21 protein-coding genes are annotated in these 26,087 nt (G+C 67.0%); 8 read left to right on the top strand and 13 right to left on the bottom strand.

What is annotated here, in order from left to right; all coding sequences use genetic code 11:
- Window positions 1-74: 74 nt before the first annotated feature.
- A complete protein-coding gene (gltX, locus tag AruCF_RS02335; protein ID WP_049071156.1) occupies window positions 75-1,481 on the top strand; it encodes a glutamate--tRNA ligase in 1,407 nt (468 codons plus the stop codon).
- Between the two features lie 105 nt (window positions 1,482-1,586).
- Here the strand turns inward: gltX and AruCF_RS02330 are convergent, their stop codons facing one another.
- From AruCF_RS02330 to AruCF_RS02320, 3 genes are all read right to left on the bottom strand, one after another.
- The gene (locus AruCF_RS02330) at window positions 1,587-2,780 is read right to left on the bottom strand and encodes an MFS transporter (protein WP_049071154.1); all 1,194 of its coding nucleotides are present in this window, start codon (window positions 2,778-2,780) and stop codon (window positions 1,587-1,589) included.
- A 123-nt stretch (window positions 2,781-2,903) separates the two neighbouring features.
- Window positions 2,904-3,410 (bottom strand): hypothetical protein, encoded by a 507-nt coding sequence (locus AruCF_RS02325; RefSeq protein WP_049071152.1) that lies wholly within the window; start codon window positions 3,408-3,410, stop codon window positions 2,904-2,906.
- Window positions 3,411-3,599: 189 nt separating this feature from the next.
- Window positions 3,600-4,499, bottom strand: a complete 900-nt coding sequence (locus tag AruCF_RS02320; protein WP_049071150.1) for a LysR family transcriptional regulator — start codon at window positions 4,497-4,499, stop codon at window positions 3,600-3,602.
- 83 nt (window positions 4,500-4,582) lie between these two features.
- Between AruCF_RS02320 and AruCF_RS02315 the strand changes: the two genes are divergently transcribed.
- Both AruCF_RS02315 and AruCF_RS02310 read left to right on the top strand, forming a co-directional pair.
- Window positions 4,583-5,425 carry an alpha/beta hydrolase gene (locus AruCF_RS02315; protein WP_235432731.1) on the top strand — a complete coding sequence of 281 codons (843 nt, stop codon included), beginning with the start codon at window positions 4,583-4,585 and terminating at the stop codon, window positions 5,423-5,425.
- A 151-nt stretch (window positions 5,426-5,576) separates the two neighbouring features.
- Window positions 5,577-6,557: a Bug family tripartite tricarboxylate transporter substrate binding protein gene (locus tag AruCF_RS02310; protein WP_049071148.1), complete on the top strand. Its 981-nt coding sequence runs from the start codon at window positions 5,577-5,579 to the stop codon at window positions 6,555-6,557.
- A gap of 545 nt (window positions 6,558-7,102) precedes the next feature.
- Here the strand turns inward: AruCF_RS02310 and AruCF_RS02305 are convergent.
- Complete coding sequence (locus AruCF_RS02305; protein WP_049071146.1) at window positions 7,103-7,552, bottom strand: Lrp/AsnC family transcriptional regulator; 450 nt, start codon at window positions 7,550-7,552, stop codon at window positions 7,103-7,105.
- Between the two features lie 138 nt (window positions 7,553-7,690).
- Between AruCF_RS02305 and AruCF_RS02300 the strand changes: the two genes are divergently transcribed.
- The 5 genes from AruCF_RS02300 (at window position 7,691) to AruCF_RS02280 (ending at window position 17,357) form a co-directional block, all read left to right on the top strand.
- On the top strand, window positions 7,691-11,197 hold the full coding sequence (locus tag AruCF_RS02300) for an indolepyruvate ferredoxin oxidoreductase family protein (protein ID WP_049077427.1): 3,507 nt from the start codon (window positions 7,691-7,693) through the stop codon (window positions 11,195-11,197).
- A gap of 304 nt (window positions 11,198-11,501) precedes the next feature.
- A complete protein-coding gene (locus AruCF_RS02295; protein ID WP_049071145.1) occupies window positions 11,502-14,432 on the top strand; it encodes a ribonucleoside-diphosphate reductase subunit alpha in 2,931 nt (976 codons plus the stop codon).
- A gap of 20 nt (window positions 14,433-14,452) precedes the next feature.
- Entirely contained in the window at window positions 14,453-15,652 is a 1,200-nt protein-coding gene (locus AruCF_RS02290; RefSeq protein WP_049071144.1) for a ribonucleotide-diphosphate reductase subunit beta, read from the top strand.
- A 345-nt stretch (window positions 15,653-15,997) separates the two neighbouring features.
- Complete coding sequence (locus AruCF_RS02285) at window positions 15,998-16,627, top strand: histone H1-like DNA-binding protein (protein WP_080977310.1); 630 nt, start codon at window positions 15,998-16,000, stop codon at window positions 16,625-16,627.
- A 169-nt stretch (window positions 16,628-16,796) separates the two neighbouring features.
- Window positions 16,797-17,357: a YggT family protein gene (locus tag AruCF_RS02280; protein ID WP_049071142.1), complete on the top strand. Its 561-nt coding sequence runs from the start codon at window positions 16,797-16,799 to the stop codon at window positions 17,355-17,357.
- A 77-nt stretch (window positions 17,358-17,434) separates the two neighbouring features.
- Here AruCF_RS02280 and AruCF_RS02275 read toward each other — a convergent pair whose 3' ends face one another.
- The 9 genes from AruCF_RS02275 to prmA form a co-directional block, all read right to left on the bottom strand.
- Window positions 17,435-18,877, bottom strand: coding sequence for a D-alanine--poly(phosphoribitol) ligase (locus tag AruCF_RS02275; protein ID WP_049071140.1), 1,443 nt, complete (start codon window positions 18,875-18,877; stop codon window positions 17,435-17,437).
- A 16-nt stretch (window positions 18,878-18,893) separates the two neighbouring features.
- On the bottom strand, window positions 18,894-20,021 hold the full coding sequence (locus AruCF_RS02270; protein WP_049071138.1) for an MBOAT family O-acyltransferase: 1,128 nt from the start codon (window positions 20,019-20,021) through the stop codon (window positions 18,894-18,896).
- Between the two features lie 7 nt (window positions 20,022-20,028).
- Window positions 20,029-20,235 (bottom strand): hypothetical protein, encoded by a 207-nt coding sequence (locus AruCF_RS29405; protein ID WP_049071137.1) that lies wholly within the window; start codon window positions 20,233-20,235, stop codon window positions 20,029-20,031.
- Window positions 20,232-21,410, bottom strand: a complete 1,179-nt coding sequence (locus AruCF_RS02260) for a D-alanyl-lipoteichoic acid biosynthesis protein DltD (protein WP_049071136.1) — start codon at window positions 21,408-21,410, stop codon at window positions 20,232-20,234. Before AruCF_RS02260 ends, AruCF_RS29405 begins: the two co-directional genes overlap by 4 nt.
- Window positions 21,388-21,627 (bottom strand): acyl carrier protein, encoded by a 240-nt coding sequence (locus AruCF_RS02255; RefSeq protein WP_006388609.1) that lies wholly within the window; start codon window positions 21,625-21,627, stop codon window positions 21,388-21,390. Before AruCF_RS02255 ends, AruCF_RS02260 begins: the two co-directional genes overlap by 23 nt.
- 416 nt (window positions 21,628-22,043) lie before the next feature.
- Window positions 22,044-22,547: an outer membrane lipoprotein gene (locus AruCF_RS02250; RefSeq protein ID WP_049071134.1), complete on the bottom strand. Its 504-nt coding sequence runs from the start codon at window positions 22,545-22,547 to the stop codon at window positions 22,044-22,046.
- Window positions 22,548-22,768: 221 nt separating this feature from the next.
- Entirely contained in the window at window positions 22,769-23,710 is a 942-nt protein-coding gene (locus AruCF_RS02245; RefSeq protein ID WP_049071131.1) for a carbohydrate kinase family protein, read from the bottom strand.
- Window positions 23,711-23,722: 12 nt separating this feature from the next.
- Entirely contained in the window at window positions 23,723-25,135 is a 1,413-nt protein-coding gene (locus AruCF_RS02240; RefSeq protein ID WP_049071129.1) for a DUF3426 domain-containing protein, read from the bottom strand.
- A 23-nt stretch (window positions 25,136-25,158) separates the two neighbouring features.
- Entirely contained in the window at window positions 25,159-26,085 is a 927-nt protein-coding gene (gene prmA / locus AruCF_RS02235) for a 50S ribosomal protein L11 methyltransferase (protein ID WP_049071128.1), read from the bottom strand.
- Window positions 26,086-26,087: the final 2 nt, after the last annotated feature.

Genomic DNA, 26,087 nt, shown 5'->3' with positions numbered 1-26,087 from the left:
AACCCCCACGTCCGCTTGATCCAGGCCCGGTCCGCCGCCGCTTCGTGGCGCCGCAGCCGCTATCATTGCCACCTATGACCTCCAACGCCTCCTCCCCCATCCGCACCCGCTTCGCGCCTTCGCCCACCGGCTTCCTGCACCTGGGCGGCGCCCGCACCGCGCTGTTCTCCTGGGCCTTCGCGCGCCACCACAAGGGCACCTTCGTGCTGCGCATCGAAGACACGGACGTCGAACGCTCCACGCCGGAAGCGGTGCAGGCCATCCTGGACAGCATGGACTGGCTCGGCATGCAGCCAGACGAAGGCCCGTTCTACCAGATGCAGCGCATGGACCGCTACCGTGAAGTGGTCGCGCAGATGCTGGCCGCCGGCACCGCCTACCACTGCTACAGCTCGCCCGAGGAAGTCGAGGCCATGCGCGAGGCCGCCCGCGCCCGCGGCGACAAGCCGCGCTACGACGGTACCTGGCGCCCCGAGCCCGGCAAGACCCTGCCACCGGTGCCCGCAGGCCGCAAGCCGGTGGTGCGCTTCAAGAATCCCCAGGACGGCGCCACCGCCTGGAACGACATGGTCAAGGGCCCCATCAGCTTCGACAACACCGAGCTGGACGACCTAATCATCGCGCGCCCGGACGGCACCCCCACCTACAACTTCTGCGTGGTGGTGGACGACTGGGACATGGGCATCACCCACGTGCTGCGCGGCGATGACCACGTCAACAACACTCCGCGCCAGATCAACATCCTGCGCGCTTTGGGCGCCACCCTGCCCGAATACGGCCACGTGCCCATGATCCTCGGCCCGGACGGCGAAAAGCTGTCCAAGCGCCACGGCGCGGTCAACGTCATGGAGTACGACAACGAGGGCTACCTGCCCGAGGCCATGATCAACTACCTGGCGCGCCTGGGCTGGAGCCACGGCGACGACGAACTCTTCAGCCGCGACCAGCTGGTGGAATGGTTCGACACCCGCCACCTGTCCAAGTCGGCCTCGCAGTGGGACCCGAAGAAGCTGAACTGGGTCAACGCCCACTACATCAAGCAGATGGACAACGCCGAACTGGCCGAACGCGTGGCGCCGCGCGTCGCCCATCGCGGCGGCTATCCGGAAAAGATCGACCTGCCGGGCGTGATGGGCCTGCTCAAGGATCGCGCCGAGACCCTGGAACAGCTGGCCGACGGCGCCATGCTGTTCTGCGGCGAGTTCAAGCCGGCCGCGCCGGAGCTGGTCGAGCAGCACCTGACCGCCGCCGCCCGCGAGGCGCTGGCCGATTTCGCCCAGCGCGCCCAGGGCGCCGACTGGACCCGCGAGGCCATCTCGGCGCTGATCAAGGGCGTGCTGGCCGACCGCGGCCTGAAAATGCCGCAACTGGCGATCCCGCTGCGCGTGGCCGTCACCGGCCAGACCCAGACGCCCGCGGTGGACGCGGTGCTGGCCCTGCTGGGCAAGGACGTCGTGATCAAGCGCCTGGCCGCCATCTGATCGGACTTCCGTCCACGAAAAAGCCCCGACCGGCCTGGCCGTTCGGGGCTTTTTTTCGCCTCACGGGCCGGTTACCGTCCCGGCGCCGCGCGGCGGCAGGCATCCCTAGGCGGCCTTGGGCCGCGCCTTCAAGGCCCACGAGAAGAACGCGCCCAGCAGCGGCAGCAGCACGGCCGAACCGCCGAACAGCACCGCCGCGCCGGCCTCGTCCACCACCGAGCCGGCCAGCGCCACGCCCGCCGCCTGGCCCATGAACAGGCAGGAGGCGAACCAGGCCACCGCCGTGCCGCGCGCCGACGGCACCATCTGGGTGGCGTTGGTCTGCAAGGTCGCGTGCAGCAGGTAGTAGCCGAAGCCCGCCAGCACGCTGGCCAGCAGGCTCCACAACCACACCGGCCCCAGCAGGTACGACAGGAAGGCCACGCCCAGCACCAGCCCGCCCGCCACCGCCAGGCCGCGTTCGCCCAGGCGCTTGAGGATGCGGCCCGCCACCACCGTATAGAGCAGCCCGCCCACCGCGTACACCGCCACCAGCGCGCCGGCCGCCGTCAGCGAGATGTCGAAGCGCTCATGCAGGTAGGACGGCGCGAACGCCAGGGCGCCGAACACCAGCAGGCCCTCGATGAACACCGTGGCCAGCACCACGCGCGCCCATGGCGTGCCCAGCACCAGCCGCGCCTGTGCCACGAAGCCCTGGCGCGGCGCGTTCGGATCGACCACGCCCAGTCCCAGCGCGCGCTGGCGCCGCACTTCCCGGTGCAGCAGCGTGCCCACCACCAGGTAGCCGGCCACCAGCGCCGCGAAGGCCCAGCGCCAGCCCAGGGTATCGGCGAACAGGCCGCCGGCCAGCTGCCCGGCCGCCATGCCCAGGATGGTGCCGGTCAGAAAGCGCGCCAGCGTCGCCTGGCGACGCTCGTAAGGCACGGTGTCGCCGATCCAGGCCATCGACAGCGGCACGATGCCGGCGCCCGCCGCCCCCGACAGGGTGCGGCAGAACACCAGCACGTCCAGCGTCTCGGCCAGGAACGCGCCGGCGCTGCCCAGTGCGCAGGCGAACGTCGCCACGCTGACGACGCGGTATTTGCCATAGCGGTCGCCGACCGGACCGAAGAACATCTGCAGCACGCCGTAGGCCACCGCGAAAGCGGTGACGGCGCGCGCGGCCTGGCCGGTGCTGGCGCCGAATTCGGCCGCCAGCTGGGGCAGCATGGGATCACAGATACGAAAGGCGCTGGCGCTGACGAAGGCGGCCAGGGCAAGCAGCGCGATGGCGCGCGCTTCGGATGACAGGGCGGGCATGGAGGGCCGGCGGCGCAATGAAGGACGAAGTCCGCACCTTACCGCAGCCGCGCCCGCTTGGCGACGCCGGCGCCCGGATTCCGTCCGCGCGACGGAACGCGGAATCGCCGGCTGCCCCAGGGATCAATACGGCAGGCGATAGCCCTGCGGCATGCGGCGCGCGGTCACGATCTGGCCGCCGCTCTTGAGCTCGCGCAGCGTCAGCTTGGCCTGCTCGACCTTCTCGACACGGTAGCGGTTGATGTAAATCGGATCGGCGGCGTCGACGATCTCGCCGTTCGATTGCGTGGTCTGCATCGTGTAGACGCCGTCCACCACGCTCCAGCAACCGGTCTCGCGCAGCGCCGGACGCGTCTTGCGGCCGATCTTCAGCTGGGTTTCATAGGCCATGCGGCCATCGGCATACAGCACCGTGAGGGCCTGGAAATCGCCGCTGACGCCTTTCGGCTTGGAATTCGAATACCAGGTGCCGACCATGGGATCGCCGCTCTTGGCGGGCACGCATGCCACCGGCTTGGGCGCCGCTTCCGGCTGGGCCTCGGTAATGGAGGCGGGTTTCCTGGCGGCGCAGCCGGCCAGGATCAGAAGGGCGCAGGCCACGCCCGCCGAACGCAAATACACACTGCTCATGAATTCCTCAACACGTCTGTCGACGCGCCGCGCCGCTCAAACCGGCACGCCCCTCGCGCAGCAAACATCACGCACTCTAAAGATGCCCAGGTGAAGAATCAACGACGATCGGCGCCGTGTGCAATTGCGCAACAGTCCTTGCCGGAAACCCCGTGTTTTAAGGGCTCAACGCGCAAAAATGCGTTGGTTTCAAGCGACACTGCGGGCGCCGCGCGCGGCCTTGGCGCGCAGCATTTCCTCCATGCGCGCGGCGGCCGGCGACAGGCTGCGGCCGGCCAGCCGCGTGATGCCCAGTTCGCGCTCGATACGCGGCCGGGCCAACGGCACGAAAACCAGACCGGGCGAATCCGGCGGCACGCCCAGCCGCGCCAGCACCGTCACGCCCACGCCGCGCTCCAGCATCGCCAGCAGCGACATCATGTTGGACACGAACACCTGGCGTTCCATCATGAAGGCGGCCTGCGGATAGTCCGCCAGTTGCCGGTGCGCCACCGTGCCCACCAGCGGCAGCCCGGCGATCTCGCGCCAGGTCACGGACTTGCGCCCCGCCAGGGGATGGCCGCGATGGCAGACCAGTCCGAAGGCATCGCGCAGCAGCGGTTCGAACGCCAGCCGCCGGTCGCGCAGCACCGGGCTGCACACCCCCAGCTCGACCTCGCCCGCCAGCACCATGCGCTCAACGCCTTCGGAATTGTCATCGAACAGGCGCAGCGCCACCGCCGGGTAGCGCTCGCGATAGGTTGCCACCAGTTCGGGCAGCCAGTGGGTCGCCACCGTCGCCACCGAGGCCATGGTCAGGGTGCCGGCCTCGTTGCTGGCCAGCCCCGCCAGCGTCCCGGCCACGCGGTCGTGGTGCTCGACCAGTTCGCGCGCCAGCGGCAGGCAGTCCTGGCCGAACCGAGTCAGCGCGTTGCCATTGCCGCGCTCGAACAGCGGCTGGCCCAGGCGCTGCTCCATTTCGCGGATCGACAGCGACAGCGCCGGCTGCGAGCGGAATGCGCGCGCGGCGGCGGCGCGGAAGCTGCGCAATTCGGCCACCAGCAGGAAGTGGCGGTAGTGCGCAATGGAAAGTTCGGGCAAGGCGGGCATCGTGGCATCTGATTTGATGAACTTATCAAATCATAGGAAAAATAAATTTTTCTCATCATAGGGCGGCACTTAACATGGCCGCAATGACTACCGCGACTCTCTCCCCCGCCCGCGCCCAGGCCGTCGATCCGCTCGACTTCAGCCTCGCCGACCGGCTGCCCGCCCGCGCTGCCGGCCAGGGCCGGCTGCTGACCGCCGCCGCACCAAACGGCAGGCCCGGCCTGCTGCTCGTGCCCGGCGCCTATCACGGCGCCTGGTGCTACGCGCACTACCTGGACTATTTCGCCCGAGCCGGCCTGGCCTGCGCCGCCATCGACCTGCGCGGCCACGGCCCCTTGCCGCAACCGCCCGGCTTCCTCGACACGGGCATCGCCGACCTGGCCGCCGACGTCGTCAGCGCGCTCGACCTGCTGGACGCGCCCACCGTCGTGGTGGGCCACAGCATGGGCGCCCTGCCCGCGCTGCTGGCCGCCAGCCAACGCACCGTCGCCGGCGTGGTGCTGATGGCGCCCTCGCCGCCCGCCAACCTGCCCGGCGCGCTGGGCCTGCCGCCGGTGCCCGCTGACGCCGCGCGCGCCGCGCCCGCCGCCAGCGAGATCCGCGCCCGCTTCCTGGCCACCTCGCCGACGCGCGACGTCAGCGCCGTCACCCAACGCCTGAATCCCGAAAGCCCGCGCGTGCTCAACGACCGCTACCTGCTGCGCGTGCCCGTCGACCCCGCCGCCATCACCGCCCCCGGCCTGTGCCTGGAAGCCGGCCTGGACACCCACGACCGCCATCCGCCCGGCCAGGACCGCGCCATCGCGCGACTGTTCGGCTTTTCCCATGCCGTCCTCGCCGGACAGCCCCATTGCATGATGTACGGCGACGCATGGCAGGCCAGCGCGGACACGATCCTCGGCTGGTATCGCCAACAGTTCGGCTGACCCGCGACGCCCCTGACGCCCGATACATCCTCAACCATCGACATCCGCCAACGACCGCCAGACAGATCCACCCGGCCCGCGTCCAGCGCGCCATGAAGCACACCGCAAGCCATAGAACATGACGGCGCCAGCGCCGCCCCAGGAGACAAGCATGACCCTCACCGCCTTCGCGCCCCGCGCCTTCCTGCGCCCTGCGCTCGCCGCCGCCAGCCTGCTGCTGGCCGCCACCACGCACGCCGCCGGCTGGCCCGAGAAACCCATCACGCTGATCGTGCCATCCGCGGCCGGCGGCGCCGCCGACCTCACCGCCCGCACCTTCGCCCAGTTCCTGGGCAAGCAGACCGGCCAGACCGTCATCGTCGAGGACCGCCCCGGCGCCGGCGGCATCGTCGGCACCAACGCCGCCAAGAACGCCGCCGGCGACGGCTACACCTTCCTCTTGTCCACCAACTCCACCCACGCCGCCAACCAGTTCCTCTACAAGCGTCTGCCCTACGACGCGCAAAAGGACTTCGTGCAGATCGGCATGCTCGGCACCTTCGGCACCGTGGGCATCGTCGCCCCCGACAGCCCCTATCGCACCGTGCCCGAGCTGGTCGACTACGCCAAGAAGCATCCCGGCGAAGTCTTCTTCGGCTACTACAGCTCGTCCTCGCAAGTGCCGTCCGAACTGTTCAAGCAACGCGCCGGCATCAACATCGGCGCCGCCGGCTACAAGAACATCACCCAGATCATTACCGACCTGCGCGGCAAGCAGATCGGCTTCGCCTTCGTCGACTACCTGACCGCCATGGGCCAGATCGACGGCAAGGGCCTCGCCCCTCTCGCCGTCACCGCCGCCCAGCGCCACCCCGCCTGGCCCGACGTCCCCACCATGTCGACCTACTTCCCCGACTTCATCGTCGCCGGCTGGCTCGGCATCTCCGCCCCCGCCGGCACCCCGCCCGACATCGTCGCCAAGATGAACGCCGCCACCCAGGCCGCCGTCAACGATCCCGCCACCGCCGACAAACTCCGCGCCCTCGGCCTGACCCCCGAAGCCATGGACACCGCCCGCTTCGACACCTTCGTCAAGGAGGACACCGCCCGCTGGAAGGAATGGATCAAGATCTCCGGCATCCAGCCGCAGTAACCGCCCACAGCAAATAAAGAAACGCCCTCTATATATAGAGGGCGTCGCAATATAGAGACCATCAAAAGATTGCGCCCATCGAATCAAGCGCGATGACGCAGGGTTCACCAGCCCCTCCCATCACGAGCGCGCCGCGCCATTGCCCCCTCGAGCAACGCCTCTCTCCAGCAGCGCGCAGCGTCCGCCGCCTCGACGCAAGACACCCAAATGCCAAAAAGCGGCCGCCCGCGCGGCCGCTTTTTGGCGACCCCGCAAGATCCTCCCTCCCCCCCAGATTGACGGCAAGAACGCCAAGCACACAACTCGCCCCAAAGCCCGGCCGTTAAGTCTCATCAAAAGCGGGAGCCGGGGCAGGCGGGGGATGGCGGGGCGTGTAGATGCGCCCGACGGAATCTGAAGGAACAGCCGAAGGCTGTGACGAAGATGAGGAAGGGGCAGTCCGGAGCGAAGGCTCCGGACCGCAATCGTAGCCCCGCCATCCCCCGCCTGCCCCGGCTCCCGCGACTAAAGAACCCCACCCCCCGCAAGCAAATAAAGAAGCCCCCCTACAAAGGCAACTTCAACTCATGCTTGATCTCCCGCAACGCCACAATCGTCCGCGTCTGCCGAATCCCAGGCATATTGAACAAGAACCGATGCAAGAACCGGTCATAAGCCTCCGGACTCTCCACAAGAATCTTGAGCAGAAAATCCGAATCCCCCGTCACCGCATAGCACTCGAGAATCTCCGGCGCATCCCGCACCGACCGCTCGAAGTTCTCCACCGTGTTCGCCGAGTGCCGCTCCAGGCTGATCTGCGCGAACATACAGCCCAGCCCCACCTTGCTGCGATCCACCTGCGCGCTGTAGCCCTGGATCACGCCGCTGGCCTCCAGCGCCTTCACCCGCCGCCACACCGGCGCCGCCGATAGCCCCACCTTTTCTGAAAGCTGCTGCGCCGAGGCCCGGCCATCCTCCTGCAGGGCCTTGAGGATGCCGATATCGGTCTTGTCCATTGCTTTGTCTCCTGTTTGGGTCGAAATTCCGCGAACACGAAATATTCATTGCGAATTATAGGGATAGCACGATCCGAAAACGCAACAAACCCGATGCCTCGCGAACCTATCATGGTGCCGACTACAGGAGCATTCATGATGGACGGCACCCCCGCCCCCGAGCCCACGCTGGACCTCGACTACCAGCTCGCCGACAACCTCACCCGTGAGACCGGCCGCATCTTCCTGACCGGCACCCAGGCCCTGGTGCGCATCATGCTGACCCAGCGCCGCATCGACCGCGAGCGCGGCCTGAACACCGCGGGCTTCGTCTCCGGCTATCGTGGCTCGCCCCTGGGCGGCGTCGACATGGCGATGTGGAAGGCGCAGAAGGCGCTGGACGCCAACCAGATCTCGTTCCTGCCCGGCATCAACGAAGACATGGCCGCCACCGCCGTCATGGGCACCCAGCAGGCCGGCGTGCGCGCCGACCGTAATGTCGATGGCGTCTTCGCCATGTGGTACGGCAAGGGCCCCGGCGTGGATCGCGCCGGCGACGCCCTGCACCACGGCAACGCCGCCGGCGCCTCGCGCCACGGCGGCGTGCTGGTGGTGGTGGGCGACGACCACACCGCCGTCTCCTCCTCGATCCCGCACGCCAGCGAAGCCTCGCTGATCGGCTGGCAGATGCCCATCGTGCACCCGGCCTCGATCGACGAATACGAGACCTTCGCGCTGTGGGGCTGGGCCCTGTCGCGCCATTCCGGCGCCTGGGTCGCCTTCAAGGCCGTGTCCGAGACCATCGAAAGCGGTCACTCGTTCACCCCCGCGCCGGTGCGCCACTACGACATGCCGGCCGATCCCGACCTGCCGCCGGAAGCGCTGGAATACTCCGCCCGCGACTTCCTGTCGCTGGCGGTCGAAACCCGCATGAACCTGCGCATGAAGGCGGTCGCCGCCTTCGCCCGCCGCCACAGCATCGACCGCCTCACCTGTCCGGCGCCCAAGGCCACCGTCGGCATCGTCACCGTCGGCAAGGCCCACCTGGACGCCATGGAAGCGCTGGCGCGCCTGGGCGTGGACACCGTCACCGCCAACGCGCCGGTGCGCATCTACAAGCCGGGCCTGACCTGGCCGCTGGACGCCGAGCGCATGCTCGAGTTCGCGCGCGGCCTCTCGCACATCCTCGTGATCGAGGAAAAAGGCGCCGTGGTCGAGACCCAGCTCAAGGACCTGCTGTTCAACCTGCCCGAGCGCGCCACCGTGGTCGGCAAGAAGGGTTTCGACGGCGAGACGCTGGTGCCCTCCGCCGGCCAGTTGCGCCCGTCGCTGCTGGCGCGGCCGCTGGCCCAATGGCTGTCGCGCAGCGCCGGCCTGCAGCCCGGCGTCGACCTGGCCACCTTCGACTGCCAGGACATGCTGTCCAACGACGCCGACGGCATGCGCCGCCGTCCCTACTTCTGTTCCGGCTGTCCGCACAGCACCTCGACCAAGGTGCCGGAAGGCAGCCAGGCGCTGTCGGGCGTGGGCTGCCACTACATGGCCGCCTGGATGGACCGCGACACCGGCGGCCTGACCCAGATGGGCGGCGAAGGGGTCGACTGGATCGGCCTGTCGCGCTACACCAGGATGCCGCACATCTTCCAGAACATGGGGGAAGGCACCTACTACCACTCCGGCTACCTGGCGATCCGCCAGGCCGTGGCCGCCAAGGCCAACATCACCTACAAGATCCTGTTCAACGACGCCGTCGCCATGACCGGCGGCCAGCCGGTGGATGGCCCGATCTCGGTGCCGCAGATCTGCCAGCAGCTGCGCGGCGAGAACGTCGCCCGCATCGTCGTCACCAGCGATGAGCCCGAGAAATACCGGGGCGTGGACCTGGGCGCCGGCATCAAGGTGCATCACCGCCGCGAGCTCGACGCCCTGCAGCGCGAGCTGCGCGAGATCCCCGGCGTCACCGTGCTGATCCACGATCAGACCTGCGCCGCTGAAAAACGCCGCCGCAGGAAGAAGAACCAGTTCCCCGATCCGGCCCGCCGCATGCTGATCAACAGCGCCGTGTGCGAAGGCTGCGGCGACTGCGGCGTGAAATCGAACTGCCTGTCGGTGGTGCCGCTGGAAACGCCCTACGGCCGCAAGCGCGCCATCGACCAGTCCAGCTGCAACAAGGACTACTCCTGCGCCGAAGGCTTCTGCCCCAGCTTCGTCTCGGTCATGGGCGGCAAGCCCAGAAAGAGCGCCGCGCCCAAGGCCGACCAGGAACGCCTGCAACGCCTGATCCAGCAACTGCCGCTGCCGCACCCCCCGGCGCTGGAACGCCCCTACCGCCTGCTGGTGGCGGGCATGGGCGGCACCGGCGTCATCACCATCGGCGCCATCGTCTCGATGGCCGCGCACCTGGAAGGCCTGTCGGCCGCGGTGCTGGACCTGACCGGCCTGGCGCAGAAGGGCGGCACGGTCGTCAGCCACATCCGCCTGGCGCCCGCGGGCGCGGCCGCCGGCCCGGTACGCCTGGACTGGCAGCAGGCCGACGCCGCCATCCTGTGCGATCCGGTCGCCGCCGTGGCGCCCGACTCGCTCGGCGCGCTGCGCCGCGGCCACACCCAGGTCACCGTCAACACCTACGTCGCCCCGGTGTCCGATTTCACCCGCAACCCGGACGCCGCCATGCGGCCGGAAGCGCTGCTGGCCAAGATCCGCCACGCCGCGGGCGACGAGCACACCGCCGCCATCGACGCGCACGAGGCCGCGCTGGCGCTGTTCGGCGACAGCATCCTGTCGAACATGTTCATGCTGGGCTACGCCTGGCAGCGCGGCGGCGTGCCGCTGTCGCAGGCCGCCATCAATCGCGCCATCGAACTGAACGGCGTCGCCGTGGCCGCCAACCGCGCCGCGTTCGACAGCGGCCGCCTGGCCGCGCACCAGCCGGACGCGCTGGACGGCGCGCTGCGCCCGCGCGCCCAGGTGGTGCAACTGCATGTGCCGGAAACGTTCGAGCGCGCCGTGGCGCGCCGCGTCGAAGACCTGACCGCTTACCAGGACGCCGCCTACGCGCAGGCCTATCGCGACGTGGTCGAGCGCGTCGCCGCGCGCGAACGCGAGCTGGCGCCCGACGCCAGGACGCCGCGCCTGGCCATGGCGGTGGCGCGCGGCCTGTTCAAGCTGATGGCCTACAAGGACGAATACGAAGTCGCCCGCCTCTATACCGGCGAAGCCTTCCAGGCCCAGCTCAAGGGCCAGTTCGAAGGCGACTACAGCCTGCGCTTCCACATGGCGCCGCCGATCTTCGCGCGCAAGGACCCGCGCACCGGCGTGCCGCGCAAAATGACGCTGGGCCCGCGCACCATGACCGCGCTCAAGCTGCTGACCCGTTTCAAGCGCCTGCGCGGCACCTGGTTCGATCCGTTCGGCCACACCGCCGAGCGCAAGATGGAGCGGGCCCTGGTGGTCGAATACCGCCAGACCATAGACCAGTTGCTCGCAGGGTTGAATCGCGACAACCTGGCGCAAGCGGCTACAATCGCCGCCCTTGCAGAAACCATCCGCGGCTTCGGCCACGTGAAGGCTGCGAACGTCGAGAAGTACAGGACGGAGCTGGCCCGCTTGATGCAAAGCTATACGGCGCCTGCCCCGCGCGATGTACCCCTGCGGAAAACCGCATAAACACTCGCGCTGAGCGGCATTCTCCTGGGCGCGCCTTGCTAGGCGCGCCCAGTGCATTTAGTAACAATGTTTTGGGAACCTGATCCTATCTTCTTCTTGTAGCTGTCGTACTCGATCACTAGAATTAGTGTCCAACGAGGGGTGCTACACTATATGTTGTGGTCGCCTAACCGCTGATACTCGTCGGCCACGCCATGCGGATTCGTCCGTCCAAGCGTTGCGACCCCCTCAATAAGATCCAAATTTCGTACCTGACATGACGTCGTCATGTCGCTATCTACGCGCTTTTCGCACAGGAGCTTCCATGCAGACTACGATCGCCTCTGTGACCCGGCCCTCGGCCGTGCCGCCCTCTCAAACCGATTCCCCGGCCGACGCCAACGGCGGGCAATGGGCCAGCTACAACATCATCCGCCGCAATGGCTCGGTGGTCGGGTTCGAACCCGGCAAGATCGCCATCGCCATGACCAAGGCCTTCCTGGCCGTGAACGGCGGCCAGGGCGCGGCCTCGGCCCGCGTGCGCGAGCTGGTTGAACAGCTGACGACCCAGGCCGTCAACGCGCTGGTGCGCAACCGCCCGGGCGGCGGCACCTTCCATATCGAAGACGTGCAGGACCAGGTCGAACTGGCCCTGATGCGCTCGGGCCAGCATGACGTCGCCCGCGCCTATGTGCTCTATCGCGAAAAGCGCACGCAGGAACGCGCCGCCGCCGCGGCCGCCGAAGGCCAGCAGAAGGCCGACACGACGCCGCAGGAAAACGTGCTGCACGTCACGGACGCGGGTGTCCGCCGTCCGCTGGACATCGCCGAACTGCGCGCCACCATCGTCGCCGCCGGTGAAGGCCTGGCCGAATTCATCGACTCCGAAGCCATCCTGAAGGAAACGGTCAAGAACCTGTACGACGGCATCCCCGTCGACGAAGTGTTCAAGTCCGCCATCCTGTCGGCGCGCGCGCTGGTCGAGAAGGACCCTGCCTACAGCCAGGTCACCGCCCGCCTGCTGCTGCACACGATCCGCAAGGAAGTGCTGGGCGAGGAAGTCTCGCAGGACGGCATGGCCGCCCGCTACGCCGAGTACTTCCCCACCTTCATCGCCCGCGGCATCGAAGGCGGCCTGCTGTCGCCCGACCTGGCCAGCTATGACCTGACCAAGCTGGGCAAGGCCCTGAACGCCAAGCGCGACCTGCAGTTCGGCTACCTCGGTCTGCAGACCCTGTACGACCGCTACTTCCTGCACATCCGCGGCACCCGCATCGAACTGCCGCAGGTGTTCTTCATGCGCGTGGCCATGGGCCTGGCGCTGCGCGAGACCGACCGCGAAGCCCGCGCCATCGAGTTCTACGAAATCCTGTCGTCGTTCGACTTCATGAGCTCGACCCCGACGCTGTTCAACTCGGGCACCCTGCACTCGCAACTGTCGTCGTGCTACCTGACCACCGTCTCCGACGACCTGGAAGGCATCTACGACGCCATCAAGGAAAACGCGCTGCTGGCCAAGTACGCCGGCGGCCTGGGCAACGACTGGACCCCGGTGCGCGCGCTGCGCAGCCACATCAAGGGCACCAACGGCGAAAGCCAGGGCGTGGTCCCGTTCCTGAAGGTCGTCAACGACACCGCCGTGGCGGTGAACCAGGGCGGCAAGCGCAAGGGCGCGGTCTGCACCTACCTGGAATCGTGGCACCTGGACATCGAGGAATTCCTCGAACTGCGCAAGAACACCGGCGACGAGCGCCGTCGCACCCACGACATGAACACGGCGAACTGGATTCCCGACCTGTTCATGAAGCGCGTCATGGAAGGCGGCGAATGGACCCTGTTCTCGCCGTCCGACTGCCCCGACCTGCACGACAAGTACGGCAAGGCCTTCGAAGAAGCCTACGTCGGCTATGAAGCGCGCGTCGCCAGCGGCGACCTGAAGCTGTTCAAGAAGATGCCGGCGCTGACCCTGTGGCGCAAGATGCTGTCGATGCTGTTCGAAACCGGCCACCCGTGGATCACGTTCAAGGATCCGTGCAACATCCGTTCGCCGCAGCAGCACGTCGGTGTGGTCCACAGCTCGAACCTGTGCACCGAGATCACGCTGAACACCAACGAATCGGAAATCGCGGTTTGCAACCTGGGTTCGGTGAACCTGGTCGCGCACATGAAGCCGGCCGCTGGCGGCGGTTTCGAACTCGACCACGACAAGATCAAGCGCACCGTCAGCATCGCCATGCGCATGCTCGACAACGTCATCGACATCAACTATTACGCCGTCGACAAGGCCCGCAATTCCAACGCGCGCCATCGTCCGGTGGGCATGGGCATCATGGGTTTCCAGGACTGCCTGCAGATGATGCGCGTGCCGTACGCATCGCAAGCCGCCGTCGAATTCGCCGATCGTTCGATGGAAGCCGTGTGCTATCACGCCTACTGGGCCTCGAGCCTGCTGGCCGAAGAACGTGGCCGCTATCAATCGTACGAAGGCTCGCTGTGGTCGCGTGGCATCCTGCCGCAAGACACGTTGAAGATGCTGCGTGACGAACGCGGTGGTCATGTCGAGGTCGATGAATCGAGCACGCTCGATTGGGATGCGTTGCGCGCGCGCATCAAACAACATGGCATGCGCAACTCCAATTGCATCGCAATCGCCCCAACCGCGACTATTTCCAATATCATTGGTGTATCTGCGTGCATCGAACCCACTTTCCAGAACTTGTACGTCAAATCGAATCTCTCCGGCGAGTTCACGGTCGTTAACGATTACCTCGTGCGTGACCTGAAGAAACTCGGTCTCTGGGACGAAGTCATGGTCGCCGACCTCAAGTACTTCGACGGCAGCCTGTCCCGCATCGATCGCGTACCTTCCGAACTCCGCGAACTCTACGCCACCGCGTTCGAAGTCGAACCGAGCTGGCTGGTGGAATGCGCCTCGCGTCGCCAGAAGTGGATCGATCAAGCCCAGTCGCTGAACATCTACATGGCCGGCGCCTCCGGCAAGAAGCTGGACGACACCTACAAGCTGGCCTGGAAGCGTGGCCTGAAGACGACCTATTACCTGCGTACCCTTGGCGCCACCAGCGCCGAGAAGTCGACGGGACGCGGCGGCGAACTGAACGCCGTCAGCGCCGGTGGCCAGTCCACCGCGGCTCCCGTGTCCGCTGCACCTGTTTTGCCGGAACCCGAAGTTCTCGGGGCGGTTTGCACCATGCGGCCGGGCGACCCCGGCTTCGAAGAGTGCGAAGCCTGCCAATAACCGCCTCCGGAGAATGAATCATGATTAATTGGGAAGACGACACCCTCGCCACGCAACCTGCACAAGCCCCCGCGCCCGCGGCGGGCGGGCAGGCTGCGCCCGAAGTCCGGGCGGCGACCGGCGTGTTCGGCGATACCGCCATGCCGACCCCGGCCGCGCCGCAGCATGCGGCCGGCCTGGCGGCCAGCGGCAACGCCACCTCGCAACGCGTGAAGGTCGCCGACAAGCGCATCATCAACGGCCAGACCGACGTCAACCAGCTGGTGCCGTTCAAGTACAAGTGGGCATGGGAGAAATACCTGGCCACGTGCGCGAACCACTGGATGCCGCAAGAAATCAACATGTCGCGCGACATCGCCCTCTGGAAGAACCCGAACGGGCTCACCGAGGACGAGCGCCGCATCGTCAAGCGCAACCTGGGTTTCTTCGTCACGGCCGACTCGCTGGCCGCGAACAACATCGTGCTGGGCACCTACCGCCACATCACGGCGCCCGAATGCCGCCAGTTCCTGCTGCGCCAGGCGTTCGAGGAAGCCATCCACACGCACGCCTATCAATACATCGTCGAAAGCCTGGACCTGGACGAAGCGGAGATCTTCAACGCTTACAACGAAGTGCCGTCCATCCGCGCCAAGGACGAGTTCCTGATTCCGTTCATCGACGCGATCGCGGACCCCAACTTCAAGACGGGCACGCCCGAAGCCGACCAGACGCTGCTGAAGTCGCTGATCGTCTTCGCGTGCCTGATGGAAGGCCTGTTCTTCTACGTTGGCTTCACGCAGATCCTGGCGCTGGGTCGCCAGAACAAGATGACCGGCGCCGCCGAGCAGTACATGTACATCCTGCGCGATGAATCCATGCACTGCAATTTCGGCATCGACCTGATCAACACCGTCAAACTGGAAAATCCGCATCTGTGGACGCCGGAATTCCGCGAAGAAATTCGAGAACTCTTCCGCAAAGCGGTCGAACTCGAATACGCTTACGCCGAAGACACGATGCCGCGTGGCGTGTTGGGCTTGAACGCTCCCATGTTCAAATCCTACCTGCGCTTCATCGCCAACCGTCGTTGCCAGCAAATCGGTATCGAACCGCTGTACCCGCAGGAAGAGAATCCCTTCCCGTGGATGGCGGAAATGATCGATCTTAAGAAGGAACGCAACTTTTTTGAAACTCGCGTGATCGAATACCAAACCGGTGGCACGCTGAGCTGGGAGTAACGCAGTTCGCCTTCGGGCCCGGCGCGGGCACGCTCTTGCAAGAGCGTTGCGTTCGCGCCAGGCCTTGAGGGTGATCTCCCAGGTCAGGGTGTTTTCGAACACGTAGAACAAGCGGTAGGCGGTCTGTGATCAGACTGCCCACCGGCGCCATTTGAAATGGCTCGCGCCAAAGGAGCGGGGGCCATATCAAATGGCTGTGCCGAATTCATTAGCGCAAACCGTAGTAGCTGTTGCTCGCACAGAACAGCGGCATGCGCCGATGAATAGCCCGGGCACGGTTCGCCTTGTTGGCGGATCGGGGCACGGGTTTAAGTTCTGGGACCCCTGAACCTAAGGAGCATGACCATGGCAACAGCCAAGAAAGCCGTAAAGAAAGCGGTGAAGAAGCCCGCCGCCAAGAAGGCAGTAGCGAAGAAGGCCGCCCCGGCCAAGAAAGCTGCCGTCAAGAAGGTAGCCGTCAAGAAGGTCGCCGCCAAGAAGCCGGCGGTGAAGAAGGTTGCCGCCAAGAAGCCGGCCGCCAAGAAGGTCGCGAAGAAAGCGGTAGCCAAGAAGGCCGTCGCCAAGAAAGTCGCGGCCAAGAAGCCGGTAGCCAAGAAGGCAGCGGCCAAGAAGGTCGTCGCCAAGAAGGCGGTTGCCAAGAAGGCCGTCGCCAAGAAAGCGGTTGCCAAGAAGGCCCCCGCCAAGAAAGCGGTAGCCAAGAAGGCCGTCGCCAAGAAGGCGGTTGCCAAGAAGGCCCCCGCCAAGAAGGCGGTTGCCAAGAAAGTCGTAGCCAAGAAGGCTCCGGCTGCCAAGAAGCCTGCCGCCAAGCCGGCTGCCAAGCCTGCCGCGAAGCCCGCCGCTGCCAAGAAGCCCGCTGCGAAGAAAGCCGCTCCGAAGAAGCCCGCCACGCCGCCGTCCACGGCCGCTGCCCCGGGCGCGAAGACCGCGCTGAACCCCGCCGCGTCGTGGCCGTTCCCGACGGGTGGCCGTCCGTAATCGGACCGGTCATAACGGTAGCAGTACCTCAAACCGCCTGGCCCTGGCCAGGCGGTTTTTATTCGGGCGCCAGCCGCGTCAATCTCAATTCGCCGCGGCCATCCGGACAGCGCCGTTGACGCCTTGGCGTGAGACAATAAATGTCGTCTTCATTAGGTAGATCGCGTCCATGCTCGGTGAAATCCTCCGCTTCCTGCTCGAAATCGCGTTCACGCTGTTCGGCGCCGCCCTGATCGCCCGCGCCTGGATGCACGCGATCCGGTTGCATCCGTTCAATCCGCTGGCGCGCGTCATCTACCAGGCCACCAACTGGCTGGTGCTGCCGCTGCGCAAGATCATTCCGGCGGGCAACAAGATCGACTGGACCAGCCTGGTGGCCACCTGGCTGGCCGCGCTGGTGTACCTGGTGCTGATCTGGCTGGTCGCCATCGGCGCCCTGATCCCCGCCGTGCTGCTGCCCTCGGCCATGTTGTCGGCGCTGCTGATGGCGCTCAAGTGGGCGCTGAACCTGGTGGTGTGGCTGACGCTGATCCAGGCGGTGCTGTCGTGGGTCAATCCGATGGCGCCGATGATGCCGCTGCTGCAGGCGCTGACCGCGCCCATGCTCGATCCCATCCGCCGGCTGCTGCCGCGCACCTCGATCGACTTTTCGCCGCTGGTGCTGCTGATCGTGGCCCAGGTGCTGTTGATGGTCCTTGCCCGCCTGAGCTACGGCCTGATGGGCGTCTGAAAACGACGACGGCCCGGCAAGCCTTGCCCGGGCCGTTTCCATGGCGCGGCGGTCGCGGCGCGCGCCTGCCTCATCCCTTACGCCGGAATCGCGGCGTAGATGTCGAGCAGCTTCTTGCGATCGATCTTGTGGTTGTTCGACATCGGCAGCGCCGCGCACGAAACCAGCTCGGACGGCACCATGTAGGGCGGCAGGCGCTGGCCCAGCCGCTCCTTCCATCCCGATAGCGCATCGAGCTCAAGCAGGCTGGCGTCCGCCTGCGCCAGTCCGGCGACAAAGCCGATCAGGCGCACCGCCGTGCCATCCGGCCGGCGCAGCACCGCGCAGGCGCCGCCCTCCACGCCCGGCAACCCGTGCAGGGCCTCGTCGATCTCGGCCAGTTCGATGCGATAACCGTTCAGCTTGATCTGGTCGTCCATGCGGCCGCGGCAGAACAGCAGCCCGTCCGCGCCCAGTTCACCCAGGTCGCCGGTGCGAAAGCCGCGGCGGCCATCCTCGGTCACGAACAGCTTGGCCTCGTTCAGATCCGGGCGGTTCAGGTAGCCCCGCATAACGTGATCGCCGATGATGCAGATCTCGCCCTCCTGGATGCGCAGCTCGCAATCGGGCTTGGCGTGGCCGACCGGCAGCGGATCATGCGCCGCCAGCACCGCATCGGTGATGGCGATCCAGGTGGTGGCGACGGTGGCCTCGGTCGGGCCATAGGTGTTCAGGATCACCGCGTCCGGGAAACGCTGGCGCAGCTTTTTCGCCAACGCCGCCGGCAGGGGCTCGCCGCAGAACAGGAAGGTGCGCAGCGTCGGCAGCGTGGCCGGCGAGAAATCGCGGTTGGCCAGCTGCTGATGCGCGAACGACGGCGTCGACACCCACACGGTCACGCCGTGCCGCGCCAGCCGGCTCATCCAGGTCGCGGCCGCGCCGATCTGCTCGCGCGAGTTCAGCACGCAGGTGCCGCCGGCGGCCAGCGTGGCGAACACCTCGTACATCGACAGGTCGAAGCTGAAAGGCGCCTGGTTCATGAACACCGGCGCATCGCCCAGGCCGAAGCTGCCCAGCATCCAGTCGCCCAGCAGGCCGACGCTTTCGCGGCCAATCTGCACGCCCTTGGGATCGCCGGTGCTGCCGGAGGTGAACATGACGTAAGCCAGGCCGCGCTCGGCCAGTTCGGCGCCCTCGCCCGGCTCGAAGCCCCGGGCCGCGGCGTCGTAGACGGCGGCGGCGCGCACGATCTCGACGATGCGGCGCAGGCGTTCCGGCGGGTAGATGGTGTCGACGGGCACGAACGGCGCGCCGATCAGCAGCGCGCCGACCATGGCGACGAAGAACGAGGCCTCTTTATGGCCATAGATGGCCACCGGCACGTCCGGCGCCGCGCCGTGCGCGCGCGCCTCGTCGGCCCACGCCATGGCCTCGTCGCGCAGTTGCGCCCAGGTCAGGCTGCGGTCGGCGCCGACCACCGCGAGCGCGTCGGGCGCGCGCGCGGAATCAACGAACTGGAAAGTCTTCAGGTCGAAACGCATGCCGAAACTCCGGGCATCAGATGGGGCTGCGACCGCTGAACACGTAAAGCGCCAGGGCAGCCAGGATCAGGGTGAGCACGCGTCCGAGGAAACGCATGACGGGCCGCGCCAGCGTGGCCTGCAGCGCCGGCCGGGTGCGCGCCGCGTTGATCAGCAGGTTATGGCCCACCGAGTACGCGCCGAACATCAGGCCGCTGACGATGTAGTGCAACGACAGCCCGTTCCACACGCCCATCGCCAGCAGCGTGGCGAAGATGCCGATGTTCTGCGCCGCCATCCGGTGGCGTGCGAAGAACGCGGTCTTGCTCAGCGCCTTGTAGATCGGCATGAACACCACGTCGCGCAGCCATTCGGACAGGCTGATGTGCCAACGGCGCCAGAAGTCCTGCGGATTGAGCGTCGCCAGCGGGTTGCGGAAGTTGATCGGCAGGGTGAAGCCGAACAACATGCCGATGCCGATGGCCATGGTGGAATAGCCGGCGAAATCGAAGAACAGGTAGGCGCTGTAGAGCGAGGCGTTCAGCGCCACGCCGGTGAACGAGTAGTCGTGCGCGTCCAGGGTCGACAGGCCGTAGCGCCAGATCAGTTCGGCCAGGCCGAACTTCTGGATCACGCCCAGCATGATCAGTTCCAGGCCGGTCAGCCAGGTGTTCAGGTTGACGCCTTCGTAGCCGCGCTTGAGGTCGGCCTGGAAACTGCGCCAGCGGTACATCGGGCCGGCCAGCAGCGTCAGCGGGAAGAACAGGTAGATGAAGTAGTCCAGCGGCGACACGCGCTCGTTGCGCGGCGCGAACAGCAGCACGTCGATGGCGCGGAAGGTGGCGAACGACAGGCCCAGCATCGCGCCCAGGTGCGAGACGCCGGTCTTGACCAGCAGCAGCGGCGTCATGGTGATGACCACGGCCAGCCAGGTCGGGATGTAGTTGCGGCGCATGGCCCACAGCGCGCTGCCCGAGATGGCCAGCAACGCGATGGGCTGGTAGGGACGCGCCCAGAACACCGTCATCCACACGCCCAGGCAGATCACGCCGATGATGTGGCGATAGCCGATGCGCAGCGGCATGCCGAAAGAACGGTATGCCAACAGCCCCAGGCCGCCGAACAGGGCGCCGCCGAAAAAGCTCAAACTTGCGAACAATTCCATGCTGCGGTCAGAACTGTTGATATTGGAATTCGACCTTGATAGGTCCGCCGCTACCCGTGGTGGGCTGCGCCTGCAGCACGAACACCAGGATCACCCCGATATACAGGCAAAGATGCCAGAAGAAGCGGCGTCCCCAGGCCTTGGCCGCCTTGCGCGCGTCCGGGGCCTGACCGGCGTCGTCCTGCGCCGCATCGTCTTTCTGAAAGAGTTTCATCGGGAAAAATACTCCGCAATGCCTTGGTCCGCCATCGCCCAACCGAGCTCGGCCAGATGCATGTCGTCACGCACCATGCCCGGCTCGAAGGGAATGCTGTACATGTCCAGGCACCCCATCTGGTAGCGCTGGCACATGCCGGTAATGGCGGCCACCACCGGATCGAAGCGCTCGACATCCAGGATGAGCTTGGGATTGAACGGCTGGATCACGAAGTAGGCCTTGACCTTGCGCCGTTGCAGCAAGGCCATGACACGCGACAGGTCGCCCAGCTCGGTGCGGGTGAGCGGGTCGACGTCGGCGAACTCGTTGCGCGCCGGCGAGTACAGCGGGGCCAGGTACTGCTTGTAGTAGTCGTCGCGCACGTCATAGGGGTTGTTGCCCCCCAGTTGGTGCTCGACTTCGCGCGCCTCGTGCGTCAGGCGCGACCACTGGCCAGCGTTGAGCTTCGCCGACGACGGCCACGTCACGAAACGATGCGCGGGAACCGACAGCTTGCTGCGCGGACGATCGGGCGCGGGTTCCTTGCGCGCGTTCCACCACAGCGACAGCTTGTCCTTGAGCTCGGCGACCTGGCCATTGGCGATCAGCCAGAGCAGCCCCCAGTTGGCGTTGTCGCTGATCCAGTTCTGCATCTGTTCGCGCGTGTTGGGTTTGTCCCAGAGGCGATCCCAGACAGGTCCGGTGACGTGTTCGGCGAACGCACTGCGCGGCAACTGGCCGCCCGAGGCGAACCAGGCCGGCGACACCATGATCACCAGGCGTGTGTTGGGGGTCAGGGAATCCGCGACCGATTCCAGCACGCTGACGATGCCGTACGACTGGAACATCGCGTGGCCGTAGGCCAGCGTCGGCACTTTCAGTTCTTCGGGGAAGAAGCGATAGGGCACGAAGCGCAGGTCGTGGCTGGACAGCTCGGAAGAGCCCAACACCACCAGGGTGCCGTCGCTGAGCGCATTGCCCAGGCGGGTCAGGTTGACGTGCTGAGTCCCCCAGTCCGGCCCCAGGTTCGGCAGATAGTTGCTGCTGGACGCCGCCACGGTCGAAACCGGGCTGACGACGCGCGACAGCACATCATCGGCGCCACAGTACGCCCCATACGCCACCGCCACCGCCGTGGTGGCGGCCGCGACGTGGGACAGCAGGCGGGAATTACGAAAGATTGGCAGCGACATAGCCGGCGAGCGTGCGTACCGACTGCAGATGCTCGGCGATCTCGGGAGCCGGGATGCTGCAGCCGTACTCAGCCTCGACCGCCAGCGTGATGTCCACGGCGGCGAGCGAATCGACCAGGCCGGTGGCAATCAGTTGGGTATCGGGAGTGACTTTCTTCATGACGATCGACTCGACGATCGCGCCGATCTTGGTGTGGAGTTCTTGCTCGGTATGCATAGCTAGTACGGCGTTACATTGCCTCGTCGGCAAAATCATCCCCGCCCCGAGTTTCTGGACGGCGAGTATATAGAAAACAGCTGAAAGTCGACTGACAATTCCAGTCTTCCAGAGCGAGGCGCCGATGCAGTTGGTTACATCAATTTCGCGCGGCGACTTCGTTCACGGGTGCAATCATGGCACTACGAACGTCGAATCGCCATGAAACTTACAGACCAAATCGCTATAAATAGCTGGTAAAGGTAACGCCTGCGGGTAAATCCCGGGTGCCGCGTTGCGGCGGAACGACAGATTCCGGGCGGCGCAGGCCCGTTTCCCCCGCCCTGTGTGATGCCGGCTCGCCCGCCGCTGGCGCGCCGCCGGACGAAAAAAAGCCCGCTCGCGCGGGCTTTTCGCTGGCTGGAGCAGTCAGCGGATTACATCGGCGTGACGCGGGTCGGGCCGGAGCCGCTGATGACCTGCACGCGCTGGCCGACGCTGATCGGCACATCGGCTTCCTGCGCCACGACGCGGGTTTCGCCGTTGTCCAGGCGCACCGTGATTTCGTAGCCGGAATTCTTGCCCACCTGGTTTTCCACGGCGTTGCCCGCCAGGGCGCCCAGGATGGCGCCGCCCACGGTGGCAATGGTGCGGCCCGTGCCGCCGCCGACGGCGTTGCCGGCCACGCCGCCCAGCGCGCCACCCGCCAGCATGCCGACGCCGCTGGACCTGTCGTTCTGGATGACGATGGGACGCACGCCCGTCACGGTGCCCGTGCGAACGATCTGCTCGCGCTGGGCTTGATCATAGCTATACACACCGCTGGACGCGCTGCGATTGGCGCAACCGCCCAGGACAGCCATCGAGGTCACGATGGCAGCCACGGCCACCCACCGACCGGTACGCGGCGTCAACAAGGAAAAGGGTTTGCTTTGGTTCATTTGGACTCCTCGATCGGGCACAGCCGACGATCTGATCATACTCCGCCCAACGGGGACGGTAGCCTAACGTGCAACACACTGAAACGCACCGCCACGGGCGGAAAACCCGTTTGCGAAACGGCTGCGGCGGTGTGCCGCCGCGGCCTGTTTTTTTCCGGCAGTTTGACCGTGTCGACGCGCCCGGGTTCCCCGCGAGGCCAGCCCGCCAATCCGGAGCGGGATCAGGCCGGCAGGTGGATGCCGTAGGTGGCGTGCAGCACGGCGTCGATCTCGGCGCGCGACGGGGCGTGGTTCTGCGGGCCGCGCGAGGCGATCTTGATGGCGCCCATGACATTGCCCAGGCGGCAGCTGTCTTCCCAGTTCCAGCCGCTGGTCAGGCCGTACAGCAGGCCGCCGCGCTGGGCATCGCCGCAACCGGTGGGATCGACCACCTGGGTGGCGCGCACCGGTTCGATCTGGATGCTCTTGCCTTCGGTCAGCAGCGTGGCGCCTTCGGCGCCGCGGGTGACGACCACGGCCCGCAGTCCGGTGGCGATGTCCGCCATGCTGCGGCCCGTGCGCTGCTCGACCACCCCGGCTTCGTAGTCGTTGACCGTCAGGGCCTGCGCCAGGCCGAGCATGCGTTCAAGGTCGGCGCCGTCGAACAGCGGCATGGCCTGGCCCAGGTCGAAGATAAAGGGGATGCCGCTGCGGTGCAGGCGTTCGGCGTGGGCGAACATGCCTTCCTTGGCGTCCGGAGCGACGATGCCCCAGCTGGCCTTGGCATCGCTCAGGTCGTTGCTGGCCGAGAACGACATGGCGCCCGGGTGGAAGGCGGTGATCTGGTTGTCGTCCAGGTCGGTGGTGATGAAGCATTGCGCGGTGAACGTGCCCGGCACCACCTTGACGCGGCTGACGTCGATGCCCAGACCGGTCAGGCGCTCCAGGTATTCGCCGGCGTCCTCGCCCACGGTGGCCACGGGCACCGGCTTGCCGCCCAGAAGGTTCATGTTGTAGGCGATGTTGCCCGAGCAGCCGCCGTATTCCTTGCGCATGCTGGGCACCAGGAACGACACGCTCAGGGATTGGATGCGGTCGGCCAGGATGTGCTCTTTGAAGCGGCCTTCGAACACCGCGATGGTGTCGAACGCCATCGAACCGCAGACCAGGACAGGGGTCGCCATGAATGTCATCCTTCAGGGAAAGAATTTGTCGAGTTGGTAGCCGTTGACTTGAACACCCGTCACTTCAATCGGCACGGAAATCTTCAGTTCGCCCGCCGGCCCGAAGGGGCCGCGCAACTGCTCGGGCGTCAGGTAATTCTCGGGCATCAGCACGCGGCGCACCACCACGGTATCCGACAAATCAGTCAGGTCCAGCACCAACGCCGGCCAATGCTGCGGTTTGTCGTAGCGGTTGCGCAGCACCAGGTTCAACACCAGCCGGGTGCGGCCGTCGTCGATGGCGGCCGCGCCCGTGGGCGGCTGCAGCGACGATGAGGAAATGGCAATGCGTTCCAGGCGGCGCGCATAGCCCACCGTGCAGCCCAGCGGTTTGCAGGCGGCTTCGAGTGCCGGGCGCAGCATCGGCACCGAATTGGCGATGTCGATGCGGTACACGTACAGTAGTTGCAGGCCCAGCGCGAGCAGGCCGATCAGGCAGGCATAGCCCCAGACCTTGCGCAGCAGGCCGCGGCGTTGCTGGCGGTCCTCATCGAGGAACTCGGGCGGGGCGCGGCCGACATCCGTGGCGCTGGAATAGCGCGTGCGCGTGTCTCCCAGGATCGGTTCGGCGGCGTCGTCGAGGCCGCGCCGGTCGTCGGCGTCCTCGTCGTCGTGATGGCGCTGGTCGATGTCATCGTCATCCTCATCGCCGGGCGGCGTGGGGCGCGCGTCGTTGCGCACCACGAATACCGGTTCGGCGGGCCGGGCAGGGCGTGGCGCCTCGCGGCTCGCGCTGTCGCGTACCGCCACGATGGGTTCGTCGCGCGGCGCCACCGGCTCCGGCCAGCGCGGCGCATGGCCCAGGCGCGGCTCGTCGTCGTAGCGATCCAGGTCTTCGTTTTCGTCTTCATCATCGTCGCCCTCTTCCGCCAGCGCGGCGTCGGGTTCGATGCGGCGGCGGATGTCGTCGCGGCCGCGCAGCACGGCAGGCGGCACGGCGGGCGCGGGAGGCCGAGGCGACGGTTCATCGCTCGGCGCGACAGACGGAGCGGAGGGCGGGGACGCGCCGATGACTCCCGGGTAAACGCCCGGCGAGGCGGGCGCAGCGGGCAGGTCGTCCCAGGGCGCGACCGAGCGCGGCTCGATGGAGGGACGACGCACCGGCGGCGGCGCCTCGTCGTCGACGGGCGGCGCCGGTGGCGTCCCCAGGACCGGCGCGGCGATCGTCTGCGGCGCGACGGGCGCGGGCGGCGTGTTCGCGACGGGAACGGTCGGGTTGGCGCCCGTGGCCGGCATGCCGGCATCCCGCTCGGGCAGCAGGCAGGCGCGGCCGTCGAATACGGTGGCGCAGGCGCCGCAGCGCACCAGGCCGTTGCGGACCCGAAGCTGGTCGGGCACCACCTTGAATGACGTGCCGCATTGGGGGCAGCGGGTGGTCAGGGCCATGGCGCGATCCGGTGAAAACGGACTCAGGCCTTCTGGCCGTGCAGGCAGACCCAGCCGTCGCGGGCGCGCCAGACCGACATGGCGATCCAGGGCGCGTAGGCCGCGGCGACTTCCTCGGCCTGCCGCTCCAGCACGCCGGACAGCACCAGGTGGCCGCCGGCGGCGACGCGGCCGGCCAGCATCGGGGCCAGTACCTTCAACGGGTTGGACAGGATGTTGGCCACCACCACTTCGAAGGTGCCGTCGGCCAGGCCGTCGGGCAACATGGCCTGCAGTTCGACGTGGTTGACCTCGGCATTGAAGACGGTGCTCTGCACCGCCTGGGCGTCGATGTCGACGGCCTGGGTCGGGCCGGCGCCCAGCTTGCGCGCGGCGATGGCCAGGATGCCCGAGCCGCAGCCGTAGTCCAGCAGGGTCGCGCCCTTGGGCAGCTCGGCTTCCAGCCAGGCCAGGCACAGGTGCGTGGTCGGATGGCTGCCGGTGCCGAAGGCCAGGCCTGGATCGAGTTCGATATGGATGGCGCCGTCCTCGGCCGCTGCCGCTTCCAGGCCCGGCACGTCCGGGCTGTCGCGGTGCCAGCTGGGCACGATCCAGAGGCGTTCGGCGATGTGGATGGGCCCGAACTGCGATTGCGTCAGGCGCACCCAGTCGGCGTCGGGCACGTCGCGCAGACTCCAGCCGGCAAACAGCGCCGGGTCCAGCTCGCCCGCGGCGGCGGCTTCTTCCATGATCTGCGCGGGATCGGCTCCGTCCGGCAGCAGGGCCACGACGCGGTTGCGTTCCCAGGCCTGCACGTCGGGCTCGGTGCCCGGCTCGCCGAACAGCGGGCGCTCGTCGTCGGTGCCCAGGTCGGCGTCCTCGACGGACACCGACAGCACGCCCGCTTCCAGCAGCGCGTCGGACAACGCTTCGGCCTGGGCCTCCTGGCAGTGGAGCACGAGTTCACGCATGA

The organism is Achromobacter ruhlandii (genome assembly GCF_002082135.1).
Classification (GTDB): domain Bacteria; phylum Pseudomonadota; class Gammaproteobacteria; order Burkholderiales; family Burkholderiaceae_B; genus Achromobacter; species Achromobacter ruhlandii.
This window is presented reverse-complemented; position numbering and strand designations above follow the sequence as displayed.

What these genes read in the sequence shown, in the direction of transcription:
- gltX (WP_049071156.1), top strand. Translation starts at nt 75, where the DNA reads ATGACCTCCAACGCCTCCTCCCCCATCCGCACCCGCTTCGCGCCTTCG.
- AruCF_RS02330 (WP_049071154.1), bottom strand. Translation starts at nt 2,780, where the DNA reads ATGCCCGCCCTGTCATCCGAAGCGCGCGCCATCGCGCTGCTTGCCCTG.
- AruCF_RS02325 (WP_049071152.1), bottom strand. Translation starts at nt 3,410, where the DNA reads ATGAGCAGTGTGTATTTGCGTTCGGCGGGCGTGGCCTGCGCCCTTCTG.
- AruCF_RS02320 (WP_049071150.1), bottom strand. Translation starts at nt 4,499, where the DNA reads ATGCCCGCCTTGCCCGAACTTTCCATTGCGCACTACCGCCACTTCCTG.
- AruCF_RS02315 (WP_235432731.1), top strand. Translation starts at nt 4,583, where the DNA reads ATGACTACCGCGACTCTCTCCCCCGCCCGCGCCCAGGCCGTCGATCCG.
- AruCF_RS02310 (WP_049071148.1), top strand. Translation starts at nt 5,577, where the DNA reads ATGACCCTCACCGCCTTCGCGCCCCGCGCCTTCCTGCGCCCTGCGCTC.
- AruCF_RS02305 (WP_049071146.1), bottom strand. Translation starts at nt 7,552, where the DNA reads ATGGACAAGACCGATATCGGCATCCTCAAGGCCCTGCAGGAGGATGGC.
- AruCF_RS02300 (WP_049077427.1), top strand. Translation starts at nt 7,691, where the DNA reads ATGGACGGCACCCCCGCCCCCGAGCCCACGCTGGACCTCGACTACCAG.
- AruCF_RS02295 (WP_049071145.1), top strand. Translation starts at nt 11,502, where the DNA reads ATGCAGACTACGATCGCCTCTGTGACCCGGCCCTCGGCCGTGCCGCCC.
- AruCF_RS02290 (WP_049071144.1), top strand. Translation starts at nt 14,453, where the DNA reads ATGATTAATTGGGAAGACGACACCCTCGCCACGCAACCTGCACAAGCC.
- AruCF_RS02285 (WP_080977310.1), top strand. Translation starts at nt 15,998, where the DNA reads ATGGCAACAGCCAAGAAAGCCGTAAAGAAAGCGGTGAAGAAGCCCGCC.
- AruCF_RS02280 (WP_049071142.1), top strand. Translation starts at nt 16,797, where the DNA reads ATGCTCGGTGAAATCCTCCGCTTCCTGCTCGAAATCGCGTTCACGCTG.
- AruCF_RS02275 (WP_049071140.1), bottom strand. Translation starts at nt 18,877, where the DNA reads ATGCGTTTCGACCTGAAGACTTTCCAGTTCGTTGATTCCGCGCGCGCG.
- AruCF_RS02270 (WP_049071138.1), bottom strand. Translation starts at nt 20,021, where the DNA reads ATGGAATTGTTCGCAAGTTTGAGCTTTTTCGGCGGCGCCCTGTTCGGC.
- AruCF_RS29405 (WP_049071137.1), bottom strand. Translation starts at nt 20,235, where the DNA reads ATGAAACTCTTTCAGAAAGACGATGCGGCGCAGGACGACGCCGGTCAG.
- AruCF_RS02260 (WP_049071136.1), bottom strand. Translation starts at nt 21,410, where the DNA reads ATGTCGCTGCCAATCTTTCGTAATTCCCGCCTGCTGTCCCACGTCGCG.
- AruCF_RS02255 (WP_006388609.1), bottom strand. Translation starts at nt 21,627, where the DNA reads ATGCATACCGAGCAAGAACTCCACACCAAGATCGGCGCGATCGTCGAG.
- AruCF_RS02250 (WP_049071134.1), bottom strand. Translation starts at nt 22,547, where the DNA reads ATGAACCAAAGCAAACCCTTTTCCTTGTTGACGCCGCGTACCGGTCGG.
- AruCF_RS02245 (WP_049071131.1), bottom strand. Translation starts at nt 23,710, where the DNA reads ATGGCGACCCCTGTCCTGGTCTGCGGTTCGATGGCGTTCGACACCATC.
- AruCF_RS02240 (WP_049071129.1), bottom strand. Translation starts at nt 25,135, where the DNA reads ATGGCCCTGACCACCCGCTGCCCCCAATGCGGCACGTCATTCAAGGTG.
- prmA (WP_049071128.1), bottom strand. Translation starts at nt 26,085, where the DNA reads ATGCGTGAACTCGTGCTCCACTGCCAGGAGGCCCAGGCCGAAGCGTTG.